This window comes from Streptomyces sp. NPDC088252 (genome assembly GCF_044740965.1).
Classification (GTDB): domain Bacteria; phylum Actinomycetota; class Actinomycetes; order Streptomycetales; family Streptomycetaceae; genus Streptomyces.
This window is the reverse complement of record NZ_JBIURS010000006.1, coordinates 270871-293716: the sequence shown is the minus strand read 5'-3', so window position 1 is coordinate 293716 and position 22846 is coordinate 270871. Positions and strand designations below refer to the sequence as shown.

Genomic DNA, 22846 nt, shown 5'->3' with positions numbered 1-22846 from the left:
CCGGGGTTCACGCGCCGAAGCCGGTCAGAACCTCGGCGCAGGCGGTGCGCAGACGGTGCACCCCCTCGGCGATCTCGGCCGCCCCGGCGACCGCGGCATAGCTCAACCGGACGTGCGGGGACGGGGGTTCGGCGCAGAAGTACGGGCGGCCGGGTGCGACGGCCACGCCCGCGCGCAGCGCGGCAGAGACCACCGCGGACTCGTCCGTGCCGGCTTCCGCCTCGGGCAGGCGCAGCCACAGGCTGCCGCCGCCCGTGGGGACGAGGGGGAGCGTGAGTGCGGGGAGCTCCAGCCGCAGGGCTGTGGTCATGGCGGTCCGTCGGTTCCTCAACTCGGCCGACACGGCACGCAGATGGTGACTCCACGCCGGGGAACCGACCAGTTCGAGCGCGGCCTCCTGGAGCGGCCGGGGGACGAAGAAACTGTCGACGATCTGGATGGCCCTCAGCCGTCCCAGCACCGGGCCGCGCGCGGCGAGCGCGCCCACGCGCAGGCTGGGCGAGGTGACCTTGGTGAGGGAGCAGACATGGACGACCACACCGTCGGGGTCGTCAGCGGCCAGGGGGGTGGGCAGCGGGCCGGCGTCGTCGTGGACCAGGCGGCGGGCGAAGTCGTCCTCGACGACGAAGGCTCCCGCCGCACGCGCGATCCGGACGACCTCGCCGCGCCGTTCGGGGGCGAGGACCGCGCCGGTCGGGTTCTGGAAGAGCGGCTGACAGACGAAGACCCGGGCGCCGGTGGCCCGGAACGCGGCGGCGAGCAGCTCCGGCCGTACGCCGTCGGCGTCCACGGGCACCGGCACGGGCCGCAGACCGGTGGCGCGGGCGGCGGCCAGCATGCCCGGGTAGGTGGGCGACTCGACCAGGACCGGGGCGCCGGGCGGGGCGAGCGCGCGCAGGGCGACGGCCAGGGCGCTCTGGCCGCCCGCGGTGATCAGTACGTCGGCGGCGGTGACGGCGGGTCCGATCTCCCGGGCGAACCAGGCCCGTAGTTCGATCAGGCCGTCGGTGGGAGGGCGGTCCCAGGCGCCGGGACGGCGACCGGCCCTGGCGAGGGCGGCGGCGAGCGCGCGCTCCGGCTGGAGCGAGGAGTGGAGGTAGCCACCGTTGAGCTCGATGACGCCGGGCGGTGGCGCGGCGAGCGTGACCAGGACGCCTGAGGCGTCGACGGTGCGCGGCACCGCTTCGGGACCGCCGTCGCCGCTGAGGGAGACCTCCTGCCAGGAGGTGTCGCCCGGCGGAGGCGCATCGGTACGGGGTCGTGCCCGGAAGGCGCCGGAGCCGGGCCGGGTGACGACGAGGCCCTCGGCGGCGAGCTGGGCGACGGCCCGGGAGACGGTGACGGGGCTGACCCGGAAGCGCTCCACCAGGGCACGACTGGACGGCAGCTTTCCACCAGGTGAGTAGCGCTTCAACTCACCACGAAGAGATTCCACGAGTTCAGCGACGCTGCTACGCTCTTGCATGAGAGTCAAGAATAGCGCTACTCGTAAGAGTGCGATAGCGGTTGCTTCATCGGCGACCCCCATGACGGCCGGTACGGCGAACCGTGGGGGTGTGGCTCTCGCCGGGCTCGGCGTCGTCGCCTTCTCGCTGACCTTCCCGTCCACCGCCTGGGGCCTGGAGAGTTTCGGCCCCTGGTCGCTGGTGTCGCTGCGCACCCTGCTCGCCGCCGTGATCGCGGGCGGTGCGCTGCTCGCGGGGCAGGTACCGCTGCCGGACCGCCGGCACCGGTCCGGACTCGTCGTGGTCGCGGCGGGTGTGGTGGTGGGCTTCCCGCTGCTGACCACGCTGGCGCTGCAGACCTCGACGACCTCCCACGCGGCCGTGGTGGTGGGGCTGCTCCCGCTGACCACCGCGGTGTTCTCCTCGCTGCGGACCGGCGCGCGGCCGTCCCGCGCCTTCTGGATCGCGGCGCTCGCCGGGGCCGGTGTGGTGATCGCGTTCACCGTGCAGCAGAGCGGCGGCGAGCTGTCCGGCGGCGATCTGTATCTGTTCGGTGCGCTGCTGGTGTGCGCGGCGGGGTACACCGAGGGCGGCAGGCTGGCCGGGATCATGCCGGGCTGGCAGGTGGTCGGCTGGGCTCTGATTCTCTCCCTGCCCCTGGCCGTCGTGGGGGCGGCGGTCGCACTGCCGTCGGAGCCGGTGCGGCTGACCGTGCACGGAGTGGCCGGACTGGCCTGGGTGGCGGCAGGGTCCACCTTCCTCGGCCTGTACGTCTGGTACCGCGGGATGGCGGAGATCGGGGTGCCGCGGGCCAGCCAGCTCCAGCTCGCGCAGCCGTTGCTGACACTGGTGTGGTCGTTCTTCCTGCTCGGCGAGAAGGTCTCGGCCGCCGCTCCGGTGGCGGCGGTCGCGGTGCTGGTCTGCATCGCGGCCACCCAGCGGGCGGGGCGCGCCCGCCCGGCCGGATGAGAACCTCGCTCCTCCACCGGGCGAAGTCACCGTTCGGTCATAGACTTGTCGACAAGGACCGCCACCCGTGAGGAGGTCACTCCCGATGGAGGCACACGCGGGCGACCGGCTGCTGACGCACGGCAGGACCGTGGGGCAGCACGACCATGTCGCAGAAATCGTCGAAGTGCTCGGTGCCGGGGGCACTCCCCCGTACCGCGTCCGCTCCGAGGACGGGCACGAACACCTCATTTCACCCGGTCCCGACAGCGTCGTGCAGCACGCCGCCGTCCGGAAGCAGGCGCCGGAGACCACGTAGCGGCCTTCGGCGGACGCGCTGCTCCTCGCCCCCGGGACCTGAGCGGGCCGACGGCTTCGCGGCGGCCCGCCCACAGCACCCGGTGCGTCCCCTCCGCTTCTTCTGTCAGCGGGGTGGACGCACCCTGCTGCGGTAGTGGTCGGCGACCACCCGGGCCATGGCTCCGTTCCGGTCGGTCACCACGTCCTTGCCGGAGAAGTAGACATGACCGCGCACCTGGTCGTGGTGGGCGGCCAGGTCGAGATGGCGGGAGAGTTCGGCCGGGTCCTGCCAGGCGGCGGGCTGTGCGGGGTCACCGGCCTTGTAGAGGGCCTCGCCCACGAACAGATCGACGCCCGTGCCCCGTACGACCTCGCTCCACCAGGGCAGCAGCTTGGCGTAGTCGGCTGCCGCGAAGCCGATGTTCCAGTAGATCTGCGGACAGATGTAGTCGATCCAGCCCTTCTTGATCCAGCCGCGGGTGTCGGCGTGCAGATCGTCGTAGGTCTGCACCCCCGCCTTCGTGTCGGAGCCGAGCGGGTCGGTCGCGGCGTTGCGCCACACCCCGAACGGGCTGATCCCGAACCGGACGTTCTTCTTGATCTTCTTGATCCGCTCGGCGGTCTCGCGCACCAGCTTGTCGGTGTTGTCGCGCCGCCAGGCGGCCTTGTCCGGGAAGCCGGCGCCGTACTTCGCGTACGTGGCGTCGTCGTCGAAGACCTGCCCGGCCACCGGGTACGGGTAGAAGTAGTCGTCCCAGTGCACGGCGTCGATGTCGTACCGACGTACCGCGTCGAGCATCGCGTCCTGGACGAAGCGACGGACCTCGGGGATCCCGGGGTTGTAGTAGAGCTTCCCGCCGTACGGCAGAACCCAGTCGGGGTGCAGCCGGGCGGGGTGCGAGGCGACCAGCCGGGACGGGTCGGTGTGGTTGGCGACCCGGTACGGGTTGAACCAGGCGTGCAGTTCCAGGCCGCGGCGGTGGGCCTCGTGGACGGCGGTGCCCAGCGGATCCCAGCCGGGGTCCTTGCCCTGCACCCCGGTGAGGTACTGGGCCCACGGCTCGTAGGGGGAGGGCCACAGCGCGTCGGCGGTCGGCCGGACCTGGAGGATCACGGCGTTCATCCGGCGGTCGACGGCCTCGTCGAGATAGGCGATCAGCTCGGCCCGTTGCGCGGCCGCCGTCAGACCGGGCTCCGAGGGCCAGTCGAGGTTGGCGACGGTGGCGACCCACATGCCGCGCAGCTCACGCCGATCGACGTGGTGACCGCCCCTGCGCGGCGGTGCGCCCGTCCGCCCGGAACCGCCCTGCCGGGACGGTGCCGCGGCGGCCGCACCCGCCATGGCGACCGTGCTCACCACACCCGCGACCACCCCGGCCGCACCCGTCACAAAGCCTCTTCGGGCCATTTGCCGCATATCCATGCACCTGCCGTCTCTCTGTCCTCGTCGTCAACATCCGACGCCCCTGTAATCAGGCGTAACGCAGAGCATGCCCGCCCCGGCCCGCGATGACCCGTAGGCCGCGGAGTAACGTCGTGGGGTCGGGGCGGGCACCGGAATCAGACGGGAACCTGCGACACGCAGAACAGCGAAAGGCACGAGGTGACGGACTCTATGGCCGACATTGCACGCGTCGGAGTGGTGGGCTGTGGCCAGATGGGCGCGGGCATCGCGGAGGTGTGCGCCCGCAGCGGTCTTGAGGTCATGGTGGCCGAGACCACCGGCGAGGCGCTGGAGATCGGCCGCACCCGGCTGCACAACTCCCTCTCGAAGGCCGCCGAACGAGGCAAGATCACTGCGGAGGAGCGCGACGAGACACTGGCGCGGCTGACCTTCACCACCGACCTGGGAGAGTTCGCCGACCGCGATCTCGTCATCGAGGCGGTCGTGGAGAACGAGCAGGTCAAGACCGAGATCTTCCAGGTGCTCGACCAGGTGGTGACCCGGCGGGACGCGATCCTCGCCTCGAACACCTCCTCCATCCCGCTGGTGAAGCTGGCCGTGGCGACCTCTCGTCCGGACCAGGTCATCGGCATCCACTTCTTCAACCCGGCCCCGGTGCAGAAGCTCGTCGAACTCATCCCCGCGCTGACGACGTCCGACGAGACGGTGAAGCGCGCCGAGGCCCTGGTGCAGGACGTCCTCGGCAAGCACCCGATCCGCGCCCAGGACCGCTCCGGCTTCGTCGTCAACGCACTGCTGATTCCGTATCTGCTGTCCGCGATCCGGATGTTCGAGTCGGGGATCGCCAGCCGTGAGGACATCGACAACGGCATGGAGCTCGGCTGCGCCCATCCGATGGGACCGCTCAAGCTCTCCGACCTGATCGGTCTCGACACGGTGGCCTCTGTCGCCGACTCCATGTACGCGGAGTTCAAGGAGCCCCTGTACGCCGCTCCCCCGCTGCTCCAGCGGATGGTGGACGCGGGCCGGCTCGGCCGCAAGACGGGCTCGGGCTTCTACCCGTACTCCTGATTCCTCTCTCGTGCCCGCACGGGGCCGGCCGGGGCGATCCCCCGACCGGCCCCGTCCGTGGTTTCAGGGCGCCTCATCCCAGCCGAAGGTGATGGAGCATCATCAGCCCGGCCGCCATGCCTGCGGCCGGGACCTCGCCGCGGGCGATCAGGTCGGGCACCAGCTTGAGCGGTATCCACTCCCGGCGCGAGGACTCGAAGTCGTCGCTGGGATGACCGGTCCAGTCGGCCTCCTCGGACCAGTAGAGGTGGTGCCGGGCGTCGGTGAGGCCGTTCGACGGCTCCACGGTCAGCAGCGGGCGCAACGGGCCGGGGCGCCAGCCGGTCTCCTCCTCCATCTCCCGGGCGGCGGCGACCGCGATGTCCTCGCCGTCCTCGACCACACCCGCGGCCAGTTCCCAGCCCCAGCTGTCGGTGATGAACCGGTGGCGCCAGAGGAGCAGCACCTCGTTGGCCTCGTTGACGGCGGTGGCCGCGGCGACGGGGCGGAGCCGGATGAGGTAGTGGTCGAGATGACGGCCGTCGGGGATGACCACATCGGCCAGGTTGACCCGGAACCAGCGGTTCTCATACACGGTTTGTTCGTTCAGATTCGCCCATTGCACAGTTTTGCCACCTTCCGACTAGTAGGTGGCAACATCGCAGCAGGATCGGCATCGGAGGGGAACGTACCGGACCCGCGAGTCCGCACGCGCGGCGGTACTCACAGCGGTACGCGCAGCGCTCCGTCGATCAGTTCGGCGGCCCGCCCCGCCTCGGCGCAGCCGCTCGCGATCAGGTCCTCGCGCACCGCGCGCAGCCGGTCGCGCAGCCGCTGCGACTCCATGCCCCTGGCCCGTTCCGCCATCTCCACGGCCGTGGCCGCGGCCCGGTCCGCCTCGCCCTGACGCAGCTCGACATGGGTGAGCATGGCCAGCCGGTGCACCCGTCCCCGGTCGTGCGCCGGGGTCCGCACGGCCGTCGCCGCGTGCTCCCGGGCTCCCGGCAGATCGCCGAGGCTCAGCAGGGCCTCGGCCACCTGCACGTCGACCAGGCCCGGCTGGACGTACCCGGTCTCGTCCGGTTCATGGCCCGGCCGGATGCGTTCGGCCTCCGACTCGGCGCGCCGGATGCACCCCAGGGCGCTGCGCGCGTCGCCGATGCGGGCGTACGCCTTGGCCTGCATCGCGTAGAGGTCCGCGGCCAGCGCAGGAGTGATGTGCCCGCCCGAGGCCCGCAACGCCGCCTGCGCGAAGGCCACCGACTGCCGGTAGTCGGCGAGGAACAGCGACTGGTTGACCAGCAGGGCGATCACATATCCGCCCAACGCCCGGTCCCCGCTCGCCTTGGCCAGCCGCAGCGCCTGGTGGAAGTAGCGCTGGGCCAGCCCGTGCGCGTCGGAGTCGTAGGCGCAGATGCCCGCGACGGCCACCAGACCGCCCGTCGCCCGGTGCAGTTGGCGCCCCGTCGCGTCGCTGTAGCCGCCGCGCAGCAGCGGCGCGGTCTCGGCGTTGAGGAAGCCGACGATGCGGGACCGGGTCGCGATGCCACCGGCCCTTCGGTACATCAGTTCGTAGTGGGCACGGGCCGCACGCAGCATCACTATGTCGGCCGTGCCGACACGGGTGACGCCGCCGCGGGAGACGTCGACGTCCTCGGGCGGGTTCTCCCACTCCCAGACGGGCATCACCGCGGCGGTACCCGTGACGGCGGCCGAGGCGAGTGTGTGCGGACGCTGCTGTTCGTCGGAGCGCCACAGCGCGGTGGCCCGCTCCACGAATCCGGTGAGCGTGGACGCGGGCACGGCCGCACCGGCACCCGGGGTCGCCATACCGATGTCGTCCAGCGAAAGCGGCCTGTCCAGCCGCTTCCCCAGCACTTCGCAGATCAGGTCCGGCACCTGGCCGCGCGGGCGCTGTCCCTTCAACCAGCGGGCCACTGCGGTGTGTTCGTACCGCAGGCACAGTCCGCGGGAGCGGCCGACCCCGTTGATGTGCGCGGCGAGGCCCGCCCGGGACACCCCCGCCTCCTCGATCAGGGCCTCCAGCAGAATGTTCGGCTCCGTCGCCCCCATGCGCCCCTCCGGTGGTTCGGCACGCCGAGGCGTGTCGCACCAGTGGAGCACGATTCACACGGGGTGTGAACGGAATGCCCCAACCGTCCCGCTGCGCACGCTGTTGCACCGGTGCGTGGATCGGTTGAATCAGTCGTCTCGCAAGAGGCGGCCGGGTCGTCTGCTCCCCCTCGTACAGTCGACGACCCGCACCCGCAACGTCCGTCCCTGCCGACCTGCCCGGCACTCCGTGGCGGCGAGGACGGCGCGGGGAGCGCCCGCGAGCGGTTCTGTGCCGCTCGGCGAGCACGGAAGGGGCGTATCCGGTCTCCGGATACGCCCCTTCATTCACACTGCGTGACGTGCGGTGCTACGCGCCCCGCAGCACCGCGCCCGTCCGCTCGGCGGCCAGCGCCACCGCGGCGTCACGGGCGGCCGTGGCCTCGTCGACGGTCAGCGTGCGGTCCGCGGCGCGGAAGCGCAGCGCGTACGCCAGGGACTTGCGGCCCGCACCGATCTGCTCGCCGGTGAACACGTCGAACAGCCGCAGCGATTCGAGGAGTTCACCCGCGCCCGCACGCAACGCCCGCTCCACCTCGGCGGCGGGGACGCTCTCCGCGACGATCAGCGCGACGTCCTGGGTCGCCACCGGGAAGGCGGAGATCCGGGGCGCCTGGAGCACGCCGTCGACGGCCTGCTCCAGGACGTCGAGCTCGACCTCCATGGCGCAGGTGCGCTCCGGCAGGTGGAACTCCTTGATGACACGCGGGTGCAGCTCGCCGGCGTGCCCGAAGAGGGTCTCCTCGCCGTTCACCGTCACATACAGCGCGGCGCAGCGGCCCGGGTGCCACGGTGCGTGCTGGTCGTTCCGGACGATCACCTCGACACCGGCCTCGCGGGCGATGGTGCGGGCGGCCTCGATGGAGTCCGCCCAGTCGGCCGGGCGGCCCTTGCCCCACCAGCCGGCCTGCTCGCGGGCGCCCGCGAGTACGACCGCGGCGCGGCGCGGCTGGCGCGGCAGCGTGGCGTCGAGCCCGGCGATCTCCTCGTCGGTGGGACGCCGGTCGACCGGCAGCCGCACGGCCGTCTTCTCGGTGCCACTCGGCCTGAAGACCAGGCCGGTCTCGAAGAGCGCGAGGTCGTGGCTGCCGCGGCCGTCGTTGCGCCGCAGCGCGCCGAGCAGGCCCGGCAGCAGCGTGGTGCGCAGCGCCGGCTCCTCGTCGGAGAGCGGGTTGACGAGCTCGACCGTGCGGCGACGGGCGTCGTCGGCGTCGATTCCGAGCTGGTCGAGGACCGCGTCACCGATGAACGGGTAGTTCAGCGCCTCGATGTAGCCGGCCCCGGCGAGCGCCCGGCCGACCCTGCGGTGCAGCCGCTGGCGGTCGGTGAGCCCGCGGCCGGACGGCGGCGTCGGGAGGGTGGACGGGAGGTTCTCGTAGCCTTCGAGCCGGATGACCTCTTCGGCGAGATCGTTGGGCTCGCCGAGGTCGGGGCGCCAGGACGGCACGGTGACGAGCAGCTCGTCCTGACCGTAGACGTCGCAGCCGACCTCCTGGAGACGCCGTACGACGGTCTCGCGGCCGTAGGCGACACCGGCCACCCGGTCGGGGTGGTCGGCGGGCATCGTGATGGTGCGCGGCGCGGACGGGGCGCTGACCTCGGTGACCCCGGCCTCGGCGGTACCTCCGGCGAGCAGCACCAGGAGGTCGACGGTGCGCTGTGCGGCGGCGGCCGCGGCCTGCGGGTCGGCGCCGCGCTCGAAGCGCTTGGACGCCTCGGAGGACAGCTTGTGGCGGCGCGCGGTCCGGGCGATCGAGATCGGGTCGAAGTGCGCGGCCTCGATGACGACCTCGGTGGTGCTGTGCGCACCGTCCTGGACGTCCGCGATCTCGGTGTTGGCACCGCCCATGACGCCCGCGAGGCCGATCGGCCCGCGGTCGTCGGTGATGACCAGGTCCTCGGCGTCCAGGACGCGGACCGTGCCGTCGAGGGTGGTGAGCTTCTCGCCCTGCTGGGCGCGGCGCACCCCGATCGGCCCGTCGAGGCGGGAGCGGTCGTAGGCGTGCAGCGGCTGGCCGAGCTCCAGCATCACGTAGTTGGTGACGTCGACGGCGAGCGAGATCGGACGCATCCCGGCCTTCTGCAGCCTGCGCTGCAGCCAGATCGGGGAGCGTGCCTCGGGCTGGAGGCCGACGACGGTGCGTGCGGTGAACCTGTCGCAGCCGATCGGGTCGGCGATCTTGACCGGGTAGCCGAACGCGTTCGGCGCGGGCACGTCGAGGAGCGCCGGGTCGCGCAGCGGCAGCCCGTACGCGATGGCGGTCTCGCGGGCGACGCCGCGCATGGAGAGGCAGTAGCCGCGGTCCGGTGTGACGGCGATGTCGAGGACCTCGTCGACGAGCTGGAGCAGCTCGATCGCGTCGGTGCCGACCTCGTGCTCCGGCGGCAGCACGATGATGCCGTGCGTGCCGTCGTCGCCCATGCCGAGCTCGTCGGTGGAGCAGATCATGCCGTGCGAGGTCTTGCCGTACGTCTTGCGCGCGGCGATCGCGAAGTCGCCGGGCAGGACGGCGCCCGGGAGGACCACGACGACCTTGTCGCCGACCGAGAAGTTACGGGCTCCGCAGACGATCTCCTGCGGCTCGCCGGTGCCGTTGGCGTTGCCGACGTCGACCGTGCAGAAGCGGATGGGCTTCTTGAAGCCCTCCAGCTCCTCGATGGTCAGTACCTGTCCGACGACCAGTGGGCCCTTGAGGCCGGCGCCGATCTGCTCGACCCTCTCGACCTCCAGACCCACGGCGACGAGCTTGGCCTGTACGTCACGGCCGGTCTCCGTCGCCGGCAGGTCGACGTACTCCCGCAGCCAGGAAAGCGGGACGCGCATCAGATCTCCATCCCGAACGGCCGGGTGAACCGGACGTCACCCTCGACCATGTCTCGCATGTCTTCTACGTTGTGGCGGAACATCAGCATCCGTTCGATGCCGAACCCGAAGGCGAATCCGCTGTACTTCTGGGGGTCCACACCGCAGGCGATGAGCACCTTGGGGTTGACCATGCCGCAGCCGCCGAGCTCGATCCAGCCCTCGCTGCCACAGGTGCGGCAGGGGCGGTCCGGGTTGCCGACGGACGCGCCGCGGCAGACGTAGCAGACCATGTCCATCTCGGCGGACGGCTCGGTGAACGGGAAGAAGTTCGGCCGGAGCCGGGTCTTCATGTCCGGGCCGAAGAGCGCCTGGACCATGTGGTCGAGGGTGCCCTTGAGGTCGGCCATGGTGAGGCCCTCGTCGACGGCGAGCAGCTCGATCTGGTGGAAGACCGGGGTGTGCGTCGCGTCGAGCTCGTCGGTGCGGTAGACGCGGCCGGGGCAGACGACGTAGACCGGGGGCTCGCGGTCGAGCAGCGTACGGGCCTGGACCGGCGAGGTGTGCGTACGCAGCACGACTCCGGACTCGTCGTTGTCGCCGCCGTCGGCGCCGCGGACGAAGAAGGTGTCCTGCATCTGCCGGGCCGGGTGGTCGGGCACGAAGTTCAGGGCGTCGAAGTTGAACCACTCCGCCTCGGCCTCGGGGCCCTCCGCGACCTCGTAGCCCATGGCCACGAAGACGTCGGCGACGCGCTCCATGAGGGTCGTCAGCGGGTGGCGGGCTCCGGCCGGGGTGCGGTCGTAGGGCAGCGTGACATCCACCGCCTCCTCGACCAGCACGCGGGCGTCCCGCTCGGCCTCCAGCTCCGCCTGACGGGCGGCGAGGGCCTTGCTCACGGCGCCGCGGGCCTGGCCCACGCGCTTGCCCGCCTCGGCCTTGGCCTGGGGCGGCAGCGCGCCGATCTCCCGGTTGGCGAGCGAGAGGGGCGAGGTACCACCGGTGTGCGCGGTCTTCGCCTGGGCGAGCGCGTCGAGGTCACCGGCGGCGGCGAAGGCGGCGAACGCCTCGTCCCGCATGCGCTCGATCTCTTCCGGTTTCAGTGCCTCGACCTCGACTGGGTCGTACGACTTGTTCGGTGCCGACATCTCTTCCCGTGCTTCCGATTGGCTGATACTGCTCTGAACCGGGGACACCCCGGACCCCGCGGCCCCGTTCGACGGCTGGAGGACGCAAAGGTGCCAAAGGTCGAGTCTACGGGGCACAGGATGTGCAGGAGGCCCGTGGGCTGCTCAGGCCCTCCCGCCACCACCCTGCCCGACTGCTTCGCAAACCCTCTTATCCCATATAGGCCGGCGCGCTCACGGGCAGAACAAATCGGAATTCCGCGCCGCCGCCGGGGCCGCGGCCGACCGTGATCGTGCCACCGTGCGCCTCGACGATGCCCTTGACGATGTAGAGGCCCAGGCCCGTACCGCCGCGCTTGCTCCCCCGCCAGAAGCGGGTGAAGACACGGCCCATCGATTCCTCGGGGATGCCGGGGCCTTCGTCGCTCACGGTGACGGCCGTTCCCTTCTCGTCGCTCTTCGCGGGTGCGGGTGCGACTTCGATGGTGACGGTTCCCTCGCCGTGGCGCACCGCGTTTTCCAGCAGGTTGCCGAGCACCTGGTCGACCTTGTCCGGATCGGCCCAGACCACGGGCAGCGGCTGGCAGGTGCGGACGAGGAAGCGGTCCGGGGTCTGGCCGTTCGCGGTGAGGGTCCGGATGTGGCGTTCGACGGCCGCGGAGAGATCCACGGGCTGACGTCGCAGCTCCAGTCTCCCGGAGTCGATCCGGGAGATGTCGAGCAGTTCCGCGATGAGCCGGGTGACACGGCCCGCGTCGGCGTCGACGGTCTCCAGCATCAGGCGCTTCTGGTCGTCGGTGAACCGCTCCCACTTGGCGAGGAGGGTCGCGGTGAAGCCCTTGACGGAGGTCAGCGGCGAGCGCAGCTCATGGGCGACGGTCGCGATCAGTTCGGCGTGGCTGCGTTCGTTGCGGCGACGGGCCTCGGTGCCGCGCAGCGAGACCACCAGACGGCGTACGGGACCGGTCGGGTGCTCGCGTACGTACCGTGCGGAGACCAGGACCTCCCGGCCGCCCGGCAGCAGCAGATTGCGCTCGGGCTGGCCGACCCGGGTGGCGAGTCCGCCGTACGGGTCGGTCAGGGCCCACCAGCGGCGGCCCTTGAGGTCCTCCAGCGGCAGCGCGCACTCCAGGGGGCGGCCCAGAGCGGCGGCCCGGGGCACGGCGGTGATCCGGGCGGCGGCGGCGTTGAAACAGATGACCCGGCCGGTCTCGTCGGCGACGACCAGACCGTCGGGGAGGTCGTCGGGGTCGAGGGCCGCGTCGAAGGGTCCCGGGTCCGGTCCGTCGCCCGGCCCGTCCGCCGGGCCGGGGTCCTCGCGGGGGCGCACGACGGCCGTGTGTGTGTCGCGCGGCCTGCTCATGCCGACAGCCATATCCCGTACCCCACCTCTCGAACCGGTGCAGTGGGCCCCCGAGTTCGTCACCCTACTAGTCGTCGGTGACGGAGCGACACCCTGCGGGGGCGCACTGCCGCGGTCCGCCGTCGGGCGGGGTACGGGGCACGGCGTCGGTCAGGCGGCGGCCTCGACGCGGTCCCCGGCCGGCCGGGGTGCCCGCTCCCGCCTCATGAGCGATCCGGAGGCGAACGATCCGGCTGCCGTGCAGGCCGCGATCACCATCAGGAGCAGGGCCGCGCCCCACGAGGCACCGTTCGCCGCGCCGGTCAGCGAGGTGGCGAGCAGCGGTACGAATCCGGCCACGACGCCCGCGAGGTTGTACGACATCGCGACGGCGCTGTAGCGGAACGCCTCGGGGAACATGCCGGAGACCACGGCACCGATGGGGGCGTACGGAATGGAGAGCGCCCCGATCCCGAGCCCCACCCCCAGGTAGACCAGTGCGGGCTTGCCGGTGTCGACGAGCCAGAAGGCCGGGAAGGCGACGGCCATCGTGACGAGGCCGCCGATGGCGCAGACCGTCCAGGCACCGATCCGGTCGGCGATCCGCCCCGCCACGACGAGCACGATGATCTCGACGACCGAGCCGATGACGGTGGCGTTCAGCATCACGGACTTGTCGATGCCCAGCTCGTCGGTGCCGTACGAAATGATGAACGTGGTCATCAGGAAGAAGCCGCCGACACCGAGCAGGGCCGCGCCGATGCCGATGATCATGCGGCCCCAGGTGCGGCGGAACGCCTCGATGAGCGGTGCGGGCTTCGGGCCGTTCTTCCCGGCGTCGGCGAGCATCGCGTGGAAGACCGGCGACTCCTCGATCCGCAGCCGCATGTAGAGCGCGAAGCCGAGGAGCGGGAACGCGGCGAGGAACGGCAGACGCCAGCCCCAGGAGTAGAACGAGTCGTCGGGCAGCATCCCGACGAGGGCGAACGCGCCGGACGAGATCAGGGTGCCGACGGGCGAGCCGAGCTGCGGGATCGAGGAGTAGCTGCCGTGCCTCTCCTTCGGGGTGTGCTCCAGTGTGAGCAGCATGGCGCCGCTCCACTCACCGCCGACCGAGATGCCCTGCAGGAAGCGGAGGAGTGCGAGGAGGGCCGGGGCCCAGATGCCGATGGTGGCGTAGCTGGGCAGCAGGCCGATGCAGCCGGTGGTGACGCCCATCATCACCACAGTGATGATCAGGGCGACCTTGCGGCCGTACCGGTCGCCGATGTGGCCGAAAACGGCCGCGCCGACGGGGCGGGCGACGAAGCCCACGGCGAAGGTGACGAAGGACGCGATGGTGCCCACGGCAGGGTCCAGCTCGGGGAAGAAGAGCCGGTTGAAGACCAGGGCGGCGGCGGTGCCGTAGAGGAAGTAGTCGTACCACTCCAGAGCGGTGCCGGTGAAGGCGGCGATCAGCAGTCGCCGGATGTCCTTGATGTCGGGCGAGCTCACACGTTCTCCTGGGGACGGAGGGCCTGGTGGCCTTGAGGGGACGGGGGAACGGGCTGTACGGGGGTGCGGGGGGCGGCCGGGGCCGCGAGGCCGTGCGGGTCGTGGACGGGATCGCCGTCGACGACGGTCGCGAGGACCTGGAGCGAGCCGATCCGGTCGGGATCGGTGCGGAGCGGGTCGGCGTCGAGGATCGTGAGGTCGGCCAGGTACCCGGGGACGAGGCGTCCCTTGTGGTCACCGAAGCCGGTGGCACGGGCGGAGCCCTCGGTCCAGGCGCGCAGCGCGTCGAGGACGGGGACGCGCTCGTCGGGTCCGTGGACGGCGCCCGAGCCGGTACGCCGCTGGACCATGGCCTGGATGGCGGGCAGCGGGGCGCCGGGGGCGACGGGCCGGTCGGAGCTGCCGGGTACCGGCAGGCCGAGGTCGAGCAGCGAGCGCAGCCGATAGGACCAGGCGGTGCGCCGGGCGCCGAGCGACTCGGCCATGGCATCGCCGAACGGCGGCAGGAAGTTGTGCTGCGGTACGGGGATCACGCCCAGTTCGGCGAACCGGCCGAGCTGGTCGGGGCGGACCACTCCGGCATGCTCGATGCGATGGTGCACGCCGGGGCGCGGGAGTTCACGCTGGGCGCGGGCGAATGCGTCGAGTGCGAGGTCGACGGCCCGGTCGCCGATGGCGTGGGCGGCGACGGTCCAGCCGGATCGGTGCGCGGCGACGACGATCCCGGTCATGGTGTCGGCGTCGTTCTGGAGGTATCCGGTGGGATTCGCCGCCTCCGCCTCGTTGTGCGGGCAGCCGCAGAAGGGCTCGGTGACGGCTGCGGTGCGGCCGAGCAAAGAACCGTCGAGGAAGATCTTGACCGGTCCGAGGGAGAGCCGGTCGTCACCGAAGCCGGTGCGCATCCCGAGGTCGAGTCCGAGGCCGATGCCGTCGTCGGCGTGCGAGACCAGCGGGTGCAGGACGTCGGAGGCGGCCATCAGCTGGGCACGGGTGTGGAGCCTGCCGGTGTCGCGGGCGAGCTGGTACGCCGCGAGTTCGACGGGGGTGTGGCCGATCCAGCCGCCGCCGATTCCTGCCTCGGTGAAGCTGGTGACGCCTTCGGTGAGGTAGTGGCGGGTGGCGGCGCCGACGGCGTCGGCGACGGTCTCCACGGGGTACGGAAGCACGTGCCGCTGCACGAGGCGCTGGGCGGTCTCCTCCAGGAGCCCGTCGGGCCGGCCGTCCTCGTCCCGGGAGACGACGCCGCCGTCCGGGTCGGTGAAGCCGTCGGCCAGGATGCCGGCGAGCCGCAGCACCGGGGTGTTGACGACGCAGGCGTGGCCGGACGTGTGTTTCAGCCACACCCGTCGGCCGCCCGCGGCCCGGTCGAGGGCGTCGCGGTGTGGGTAGCGCCCGCCGGTCCGGTTGTGGTCGAGTCCGGCGCCGATCACCCAGGCGTCCCGGGGAAGCCCTGCGGCGTACGCGGCCACGGCCTCGTACACCTCGTCGACGGTCCGCGCCCCGGAGACGTCCAGCTGCGTGAGGGTGAGGCCGAACCACGCGGTGTGGCAGTGCGCGTCGTTGAAGCCGGGCACGACCGTGGCGCCGCCCGCGTCGACGACCCGGGCGGCCGGGAGGTGCTCGACCTCCTCGTCGAGCCCCACGACGCGGCCGTGCAGAGCGCCGAGGGCGCGGGCGGTGGGCCGGGCGTCGTCGAGGGTCAGGATGTTCGCGTTGCGTACCAGCAGATCGAGTTTCACGGGCGGGGGTCTTTCGGGTTCGAGGCTTTCGGGCTCAGGCGAGGTGGTGCAGCTGGGCGAGTGGCACGGCGTCGGCGGCGGGGGCTGCGGTGGGGACGCCGTCGACCAGGACGGGCGCCGGTTCGCGGGGCACCAGGACGTGCGGGGTCGCGGTGTTGTGGAGCATGTCGGCGCGGGTGAGGCCGCGGGAGCCGCGGATCGGCGCGTAGCCGAGTCCCTTGGGCAACGCCGCGCGGGCGGCCCGGTCCGCCAGCGCTGCCTCGGCGACGAAGATCCGGGAGAGCCGTGCGGGCGCCCGGCCGAGGGCGCCGAAGTAGGGCCGGTACGTACGGGGCTGGGTCAGCCGGGTCGATCCCGAGCCGGACCCCGTGTTGCCCCAGGCCACGAATCCGGCCTTGATGACCAGCTCCGGCTTCGACCCGAAGTACGCCGGGTGCCAGAACACCAGGTCCGCGAGGCGCCCCGCCTGGACGGTGCCGACCTCGTGCGCGAGGCCGTGGGCGATCGCCGGGTTGAGCGTGATCTTGGCGAGATAGCGCAGGGCCCGCCCGTTGGCGCGGTGCTCCACGCCGCCCTCGCCGGCCGCCAGGGCCTGGAGATGGGCGAGCTGCCAGGTGCGGCGGACGGTCTCGGCTATGCGGCCCATGCCCATGGAGTCGGAATTGACGATGGAGATCGCACCGAGGTCGTGCAGAGCGTTCTCGGCGGCGATGGCGTGGGCCCGGATACGGCCCTTGGAAATCTCGATGTCGCTGGCGGAGTGGTGGTTCTGCCGGTGCACGGTCATCGTCATCGGGAAGAGCTCCCCGACGGTGTTCGGGGTGTACGGGATGGTCGGCGTGGTGGAGGACGGCAAGATGTTCGGCTCGGAGAGGATCTCCAGCAGATCGGGGTGCCCCCCGCCACCTTCCACGTGGTACGCGTGCACGGTCCGGCCCCGGGTGGAGCCGATGGTGTCGCGCAGATAGCCGGACTCGTTCATGGAGTCGGTGTGCAGGGCGACCGGCAGATCGGCGGCCTCGGCGGTGTCGAGGCAGTTGTCGATGATGCGCGGGGTGGCCCCGAAGTCCTCATGGATCTTGAAGCCGCCGGCCCCGGCGAGCACGGACTCGTCGAGCAGGGTGCGCGAGCTGGACGAACCGCGGGCCAGGAAGGCGATGTTGAGCGGGGTGCCCTGCCAGGAGCTCATCAGGGTGTGCAGATTGTGGGCCGGATTGCAGCCGATCTCCCAGACCCCGCCGAGACCCATGCCGACGAGCGTGGTGACTCCGGCCGCGAGCGCCGCGGGCGCCACGTCGGGCGAGGAGAGATGGACGTGGCTGTCCACGATGCCGGGGGTGGCGATCAGCCCCTCGCCGGGGACGACCGAGGTGTGCGAGTCGATGGCGTACTCGACGGGCATCACGTCCGGATTGCCGACGCCGCCGACGGAGACGATCCGGCCGTCCTTGATGCCGATGTCGGTCTTGCGTACGCCGAGAACCGGGTCCATGAGGACGACTCCGGCGACCACCATGTCCAGGGCGGAGTCCCGGTCGGAGCGCGGGGAGGCGAGCAGTCCGTCGCGTACGGTCTTGCCGCAGCCACCGAGCAGCTCGTCGCCGGGGGTGCCGTCGTCGGCCTCCACCTCGACCCAGAGCGAGGTGTCGCCGAGCCGGATGCGGTCACCGGTGGTCGGCCCGTACAGGGCGTTGTACGTACGGCGGTCGATGCTGGTCATGCGCGCGGCTCCTCGGACTGGGCGTGCTGCGGGTGGCGGGAGAGGGGGATCAGCGAGACCTCCCGGGACTCCCCCGGCTCGAAGGCCAGCGCGGTGCCGGCCGCGATGTCCAGCCGCAGCCCCCGAGCCGCTTCCCGGTCCAGCTCCAGGGCCTCGTTCACCTCGTGCAGCGGATAGTGCGAGGAGACGAACACCGTGCGGTCGCCGGTGTTGCGGAGGGTGAGGACGGTGCGTGGGCGCCCCTCGTTGATCCGCACCGGGTCGGGGGCGGTCCTGACGGCACCCGGCGCGGCGTCCGGACTCCCGGGACCGATCGGCCGGTCGACGGCGACGAGGGCGGTGCCGCTGGGGAAGAGCGCCTCGACCTGCACGGTGGTGACGATGTCGGCCACGCCGTCCATCACCTCGGCCTCGGTGAGCACGGAGCGGCCCACCTCGATCACCTCGTCCAGACCGAGCCCGTCCCAGGCGGCTTCCAGCACCTCGTCGCAGATCAGCGCGATGGCCTCCGGCGTGTTCAGCCGCCTGCCGCGCGCCCTGCGCCGGCGGGCCAGCTCGGCGACGGTGAACAGCTGGAGACGCTCCTGCTCGCGAGGCGTCAGATGCACTGCCAGGACCTCCCTGAATGTGGCGGGTCCCGGAAGGGGGTTCCGGGTTGCCTCAGCTTCGAGGGCAACGAGCACAGATCCAACGTCGAAACATCACCCGTACAGCCCCTTACATTGGTCATATGCACACCCCGGCTTCCGAATTCCCAGCCCCGTCCCGTCGGATCGCGGAGCTCGCGGGCCAGTGTCTGGACAACATCGACGGGCTGATCGGCCAGTGGATGGAGATGATCAACCCGGTCCGCAGCGCCTATGCGGACCGGGTGCCGGACGCCGATTTCCGCAGCTCCGCCTGGCAGGCGTTCGAGCTGCTGCTGCGGACCGTGGCACAGCTGCCGGTGCCGGCGCACATCGCGGGGGTGTCGCAGCGCGTGGGGGAGCAGCGGGCCCGCCAGGGTGTCCCGCTGGACTCGCTGCTGGAAGCGGCCCGGCTGGACTTCCGGGTGGTGTGGGCGGCCCTGGTCCAACGGGCGGACGAGTCCGACATGGCGGAGCTGGTGACGTCCGCGTACCACGTGTGGGAGGCCGTCGAGTCCCATGTCACGGGCATCATGACGGCGTATCAGCGCACGGTTCTGGAGATGGGCCGGCGCCAGGAGGACGAGCGGCGGATGTGGTTCTCCCGGCTGCTGGAGAGCGAGGGCCACAACCCCACGGTGGTACGGAACGCGGCGCTGGCCCTCGGCTTCGACGGCGCGGGCACCTTTCTGTGCGCGGCGGCGCCGGCGGCGGAGGGTTCGGGGCTGCACCTGGCCGCGACGGCGCTGCGCGCGGCGGGTGCTCCGGTGCAGTACCAGGCGGTCGGCGGGGACGCGGTGCTGGTGGTGGAGCTGGGCCGGCGCACCACCTGGCAGTCGGTGCTGGTCCGGCTCGCGTCCACGCCGTGCGGTGTCTCGCCGCAGACGAACGGACTCGCGGCGGTCCCCAGGGCGGCCGTGCTGGCCATCGCGACGGCGCAGATGCTGCCGCCGGGCGCCCGTTCACCGAGGCTGCTGGAGGACAGCTGGCTGGATGTGCTGGTGCGGCGGGCGGGGGACTTCGGCACGGATCTGGCCGCCGATGTCCTGGGCGGTCTCGACGCTCCCGAGGTGTCGGCCTCGGAGGCGGCGCGCCTGCTGGAGACCGTCACCGAGCATCTGCGCGGCAGCGGCTCCATCGCGGACACCGCGGCAGCGCTGTACTGCCACCGCAACACGGTTCAGCACCGCTTCGCCCGCTTCCACGAGCTGACCGGCCGAGACGTCCGCCGCCCCGACGACGCGGCACTGGTCGCGGTGGCCCTGCGAGCCAGGACCGCGTCCGCGGATCAGTCGTTCTGTCCCGGGAGGCTGTGGACGGGTGATGCAGGTCCCGGCCGAGGGACCGCGAACGGGGCGGGCCGGACGGCCCCGGCGTGATCCGAACGAGAGGCCCTAACCGCGCGGGCGCTGGGCGCGTGCGGAGGCGTACAGACAGACGGCCGCCGCCGTCGCCAGATTGAGGCTCTCCGCCTTGCCGTGGATCGGCACCCGTACCACGGCGTCGGCCAGCGCCCGGGTCTCCTCCGGCAGGCCCCAGGCCTCGTTGCCGAAGACCCAGGCGGTCGGCCCGCCCATGGTCCCCGCGTCGAGCTCGTCGTCGAGGTCGTCGTCACCCGCGCCGTCGGCGGCGAGGATCCGGACGCCCGCCTCCCGCAGCCCCTGGACGGCCTGCTCGACCGGGACGCCGACGGCGACCGGCAGGTGGAAGAGCGAGCCGACCGAGGCCCGGACGGACTTGGGGTTGTAGAGATCGACCGAGGCGTCCGTGAGCACGACGGCGTCGGCTCCCGCGGCGTCGGCGCAGCGCAACACCGTACCGGCGTTCCCGGGATCGCGCACGTGGGCGAGGACGGCGACCAGTTTCGGCTTCGCGGCGAGGATGGCCTCGAACGGCGAGTCGAGGAAGTGGCAGACACCGATCAGGCCCTGCGGGGTGACGGTCTGCGACACATCGGCGAGCACGCCCGTGTCCGCCAGGTGCACCCGGGCACCGGCCGCGTGGGCGGCTTCGACGATGTCGGCGTACCGCTCGGCCGCCTCGACGGTGGCGAACAGTTCGATCAGCGTCGCCCGGCCGTCGTCGCCGCGGTGCTCGGCGGCCTCGCGCACGGCCTGCGGCCCCTCGGCGATGAACCTGCGCTCCTTGCCGCGGAAATTGCGCTTGGCCAGCCGCCGGGCGGCGGTGACGCGCGGCGATCGCGGGGAGATCAGTTCGGGGGTGCCCATGGTCGGCGGCGAGCCTCTCTGCGTACGGGGGTGGTGACGGGTACGGAGGTGACGGACGTACGGAACACGTCCTGCAACGCACCGGACCCGCAGACGACGAGCGCCTGCGGGTCCGGCTCAGAAGCCAAGAAGTGCGACCTGGATCAGGCGGCCTTCGGGGCGTTGACGTCGCTCGGGAGGGCCTTCTGGGCGACCTCGACGAGGGCGGCGAACGCGTTGGCGTCGTTGACCGCGAGCTCGGCCAGGATCTTGCGGTCCACCTCGATGTTGGCGGCCTTCAGACCCTGGATGAGGCGGTTGTACGTCATGCCGTTCTGGCGGGCAGCGGCGTTGATGCGCTGGATCCACAGCTGACGGAAGTCGCCCTTGCGCTTCTTGCGGTCGTTGTAGTTGTAGACGAGGGAGTGGGTGACCTGCTCCTTCGCCTTGCGGTACAGGCGGGAGCGCTGGCCCCGGTAACCGCTGGCCTGCTCGAGGATTGCCCGGCGCTTCTTGTGAGCGTTTACTGCCCGCTTGACGCGTGCCACTTTTTAACTCCTTGTAGCGGGGCCGTGGTTGGACTCACACGGCCCGGAAACGAATTGGTCCCGGTCTGGTCGAGGTCGCCGCCCCCGGACTCACCGGAGGCTTCGGCCTCACTTGCCGAGAAGCTTCTTGACCTTCTTGGCGTCGGCCGGGGCCAGCTCGACCGTGCCGGTCAGCGAGCGGGTCTTCTTGGACGACTTGTGCTCAAGAAGGTGGCGCTTGCCGGCGCGCTCACGGAGCACCTTGCCGGAGCCGGTGATCTTGAAGCGCTTGCTGGCACCGCTGTGCGTCTTGTTCTTCGGCATCGCGCCGTTCTCTCCTCGTCAGTGGCGCCCCTCTCGGTGCGGGCACCGGACAGCAGGGGCGTCAGATCTTGGTGGGGATTCCGGGGGGACCCGGGGCCGCCTGGATGGCGGCCCCCTGAGGTCACGTCTCGGAAGGTGTCTCGGCCGAAGCCTCGGGCTGCGGCGCAGCCTCACCCGCGGCCTCGGCGTCCGGGGTGGATCCCTGACGCCCCGCCTTGCGGGCGGCCTGGGCCTCGCGGGCCTCGGCCATGGCTTCGGTCTTCTTCTTGTGCGGGCCCAGAACCATGATCATGTTCCGGCCGTCCTGCTTCGGGTTGGACTCGATGAAGCCGAGTTCCTCCACGTCCGAAGCGAGACGCTGGAGCAGTCGGAAGCCCAGTTCGGGGCGGGACTGCTCACGACCACGGAACATGATCGTGATCTTGACCTTGTCGCCCTGCTTGAGGAACCGGACGACGTGACCCTTCTTGGTGTCATAGTCGTGCGGGTCGATCTTCGGCCGGAGCTTCATCTCCTTGATGACCGTGTGCGCCTGGTTCTTGCGCGCCTCACGGGCCTTCATGGCCGACTCGTACTTGAACTTCCCGTAGTCCATGAGCTTGCACACGGGCGGACGGGCGGTCGCCGCCACCTCGACCAGGTCGAGGTCGTACTCCTGTGCGAGTTCCAGGGCCTTGGCAAGCGGAACAATCCCGACCTGCTCGCCGCTGGGACCGACAAGTCGCACCTCGGGCACGCGAATCCGGTCGTTGATGCGGGGCTCGGCGCTGATGGATCCTCCTCGGTAGCACCACGCGGCCGCCTGGCGGACAGCCACGTAACGTCTGTTTCGTGAGACCAACCGCACCAGCGCATCAAAAATGCCCCGGACGGGACACAGGCGGGGCTCCTGGAAAACCGGAACACCGCCGCGGTCAACCGCGGGGCATCGGGCGGCTCCATCGTCCGTACGGAACGATGGGCGCCACCTGACCGGTGACCTGCCATCCCGGAGGATGGCCAGGTGGGAGATCGGAGCCTCCACTTGTGGGCCGAGCACATAGGTACCCAGCCGGTCGTTACACAAGGTTAGCAGTTCCCCCGGGCGTGCGCTAACCGGCTGCAGCTCGCGGCTCCCGCAGACAGGGGGGCGCCGCAGGGGGCCTATCGTATGGCTCATGAGTGACGCGACCCCCACCACCGATTCCCCCGGCTTCGACGACATGGCCCGCGACATCGCGGAGGTGCCCGCGGTCGAGGTGATCGTGACGGTCGCGGTCAATCTGATGAGCGCCGCAGCCGTGAAGCTCGGACTTACCGAGGACGGCGACGAGCACAAGGACCTCGACGAGGCCCGCAAGCTGGTGCACGCGCTGGCCGGCCTGCTGGACGCCAGCACCACCGAGATCAGCTCGTTCCACGCGGCTCCGCTGCGTGACGGCCTGAAGTCCCTGCAGCTCGCGTTCCGCGAGGCGTCGCTCGTTCCGGACGAGCCCGGCCAGGGTCCCGGGGAGAAGTACACGGGTCCCGTCTTCGGCTGAGCCCACCCGCTCGTCCGTACTGCTCCACGACGACGGCCGTGGGCCCCTGCCCGTCCCGGGCCCGGGTCCACGGCCGTCGTCTTCCTCGGCCCCGGCACCTGCCGGGGCCGAAAAGCCCTCCGGCAGCAGACAGCCGTCCGTACGCCGGTCGACGCGT

The 22846-nt window shown here is 71.5% G+C and carries 20 protein-coding genes; 5 read left to right on the top strand and 15 right to left on the bottom strand.

The genetic code is table 11. The annotated features are described in order from the left end of the window. Nucleotides 1-7: 7 nt before the first annotated feature. Entirely contained in the window at nt 8-1465 is a 1458-nt protein-coding gene (locus ACIOHC_RS15255) for a PLP-dependent aminotransferase family protein (protein WP_351079333.1), read from the bottom strand. On the opposite strand from ACIOHC_RS15255, the gene ACIOHC_RS15250 reads away from it, so the two are divergent. Continuing rightward, complete coding sequence (locus ACIOHC_RS15250) at nt 1464-2414, top strand: DMT family transporter (RefSeq protein WP_401842945.1); 951 nt, start codon at nt 1464-1466, stop codon at nt 2412-2414. The two genes, ACIOHC_RS15255 and ACIOHC_RS15250, sit on opposite strands and share 2 nt — an antisense overlap. Nucleotides 2415-2499: 85 nt before the next feature. Then, nucleotides 2500-2712 (top strand): DUF1918 domain-containing protein, encoded by a 213-nt coding sequence (locus ACIOHC_RS15245; RefSeq protein WP_351079328.1) that lies wholly within the window; start codon nt 2500-2502, stop codon nt 2710-2712. Nucleotides 2713-2817: 105 nt separating this feature from the next. Here the strand turns inward: ACIOHC_RS15245 and ACIOHC_RS15240 are convergent, their stop codons facing one another. Continuing rightward, complete coding sequence (locus tag ACIOHC_RS15240) at nt 2818-4110, bottom strand: glycoside hydrolase family 10 protein (RefSeq protein WP_389636842.1); 1293 nt, start codon at nt 4108-4110, stop codon at nt 2818-2820. A 198-nt stretch (nt 4111-4308) separates the two neighbouring features. On the opposite strand from ACIOHC_RS15240, the gene ACIOHC_RS15235 reads away from it, so the two are divergent. Then, on the top strand, nt 4309-5169 hold the full coding sequence (locus tag ACIOHC_RS15235; RefSeq protein WP_351079325.1) for a 3-hydroxybutyryl-CoA dehydrogenase: 861 nt from the start codon (nt 4309-4311) through the stop codon (nt 5167-5169). A 73-nt stretch (nt 5170-5242) separates the two neighbouring features. Here ACIOHC_RS15235 and ACIOHC_RS15230 read toward each other — a convergent pair whose 3' ends face one another. From ACIOHC_RS15230 to ureA, 9 genes are all read right to left on the bottom strand, one after another. Next, nucleotides 5243-5773, bottom strand: coding sequence for an NUDIX hydrolase (locus ACIOHC_RS15230; RefSeq protein ID WP_351079322.1), 531 nt, complete (start codon nt 5771-5773; stop codon nt 5243-5245). A 98-nt stretch (nt 5774-5871) separates the two neighbouring features. Beyond that, nucleotides 5872-7221 carry a transcriptional regulator gene (locus ACIOHC_RS15225; RefSeq protein ID WP_401842944.1) on the bottom strand — a complete coding sequence of 450 codons (1350 nt, stop codon included), beginning with the start codon at nt 7219-7221 and terminating at the stop codon, nt 5872-5874. Nucleotides 7222-7570: 349 nt separating this feature from the next. Next, nucleotides 7571-10084 carry a phenylalanine--tRNA ligase subunit beta gene (gene pheT, locus ACIOHC_RS15220; protein WP_351079316.1) on the bottom strand — a complete coding sequence of 838 codons (2514 nt, stop codon included), beginning with the start codon at nt 10082-10084 and terminating at the stop codon, nt 7571-7573. Continuing rightward, the gene (pheS, locus tag ACIOHC_RS15215; RefSeq protein WP_351079314.1) at nt 10084-11211 is read right to left on the bottom strand and encodes a phenylalanine--tRNA ligase subunit alpha; all 1128 of its coding nucleotides are present in this window, start codon (nt 11209-11211) and stop codon (nt 10084-10086) included. Before pheS ends, pheT begins: the two co-directional genes overlap by 1 nt. Before the next feature lie 190 nt (nt 11212-11401). Further along, entirely contained in the window at nt 11402-12565 is a 1164-nt protein-coding gene (locus tag ACIOHC_RS15210; protein ID WP_351079311.1) for an ATP-binding protein, read from the bottom strand. Between the two features lie 138 nt (nt 12566-12703). Then, nucleotides 12704-14026, bottom strand: a complete 1323-nt coding sequence (locus tag ACIOHC_RS15205; protein WP_351079308.1) for an MFS transporter — start codon at nt 14024-14026, stop codon at nt 12704-12706. Further along, the gene (locus ACIOHC_RS15200; RefSeq protein ID WP_351079305.1) at nt 14023-15765 is read right to left on the bottom strand and encodes an amidohydrolase; all 1743 of its coding nucleotides are present in this window, start codon (nt 15763-15765) and stop codon (nt 14023-14025) included. The genes ACIOHC_RS15205 and ACIOHC_RS15200 overlap by 4 nt, the downstream gene beginning before the upstream one ends. 34 nt (nt 15766-15799) lie before the next feature. Then, nucleotides 15800-17485, bottom strand: a complete 1686-nt coding sequence (locus tag ACIOHC_RS15195) for an urease subunit alpha (RefSeq protein WP_401842943.1) — start codon at nt 17483-17485, stop codon at nt 15800-15802. Next, nucleotides 17482-18093: an urease subunit gamma gene (gene ureA / locus ACIOHC_RS15190; protein WP_351079300.1), complete on the bottom strand. Its 612-nt coding sequence runs from the start codon at nt 18091-18093 to the stop codon at nt 17482-17484. The genes ACIOHC_RS15195 and ureA overlap by 4 nt, the downstream gene beginning before the upstream one ends. Nucleotides 18094-18215: 122 nt before the next feature. Between ureA and ACIOHC_RS15185 the strand changes: the two genes are divergently transcribed. Then, on the top strand, nt 18216-19490 hold the full coding sequence (locus ACIOHC_RS15185) for a helix-turn-helix domain-containing protein (protein ID WP_351079298.1): 1275 nt from the start codon (nt 18216-18218) through the stop codon (nt 19488-19490). Nucleotides 19491-19505: 15 nt separating this feature from the next. Here the strand turns inward: ACIOHC_RS15185 and ACIOHC_RS15180 are convergent, their stop codons facing one another. From ACIOHC_RS15180 to infC, 4 genes are all read right to left on the bottom strand, one after another. Continuing rightward, the gene (locus ACIOHC_RS15180; protein WP_401842942.1) at nt 19506-20339 is read right to left on the bottom strand and encodes a TrmH family RNA methyltransferase; all 834 of its coding nucleotides are present in this window, start codon (nt 20337-20339) and stop codon (nt 19506-19508) included. Nucleotides 20340-20482: 143 nt separating this feature from the next. After that, nucleotides 20483-20866 carry a 50S ribosomal protein L20 gene (gene rplT, locus ACIOHC_RS15175; RefSeq protein WP_018103794.1) on the bottom strand — a complete coding sequence of 128 codons (384 nt, stop codon included), beginning with the start codon at nt 20864-20866 and terminating at the stop codon, nt 20483-20485. Between the two features lie 108 nt (nt 20867-20974). Continuing rightward, the gene (gene rpmI, locus ACIOHC_RS15170; RefSeq protein WP_114243588.1) at nt 20975-21169 is read right to left on the bottom strand and encodes a 50S ribosomal protein L35; all 195 of its coding nucleotides are present in this window, start codon (nt 21167-21169) and stop codon (nt 20975-20977) included. A 121-nt stretch (nt 21170-21290) separates the two neighbouring features. Beyond that, complete coding sequence (gene infC, locus ACIOHC_RS15165; protein WP_351079291.1) at nt 21291-21986, bottom strand: translation initiation factor IF-3; 696 nt, start codon at nt 21984-21986, stop codon at nt 21291-21293. A gap of 340 nt (nt 21987-22326) precedes the next feature. On the opposite strand from infC, the gene ACIOHC_RS15160 reads away from it, so the two are divergent. Beyond that, entirely contained in the window at nt 22327-22689 is a 363-nt protein-coding gene (locus ACIOHC_RS15160) for a DUF1844 domain-containing protein (RefSeq protein WP_093896122.1), read from the top strand. Nucleotides 22690-22846: the final 157 nt, after the last annotated feature.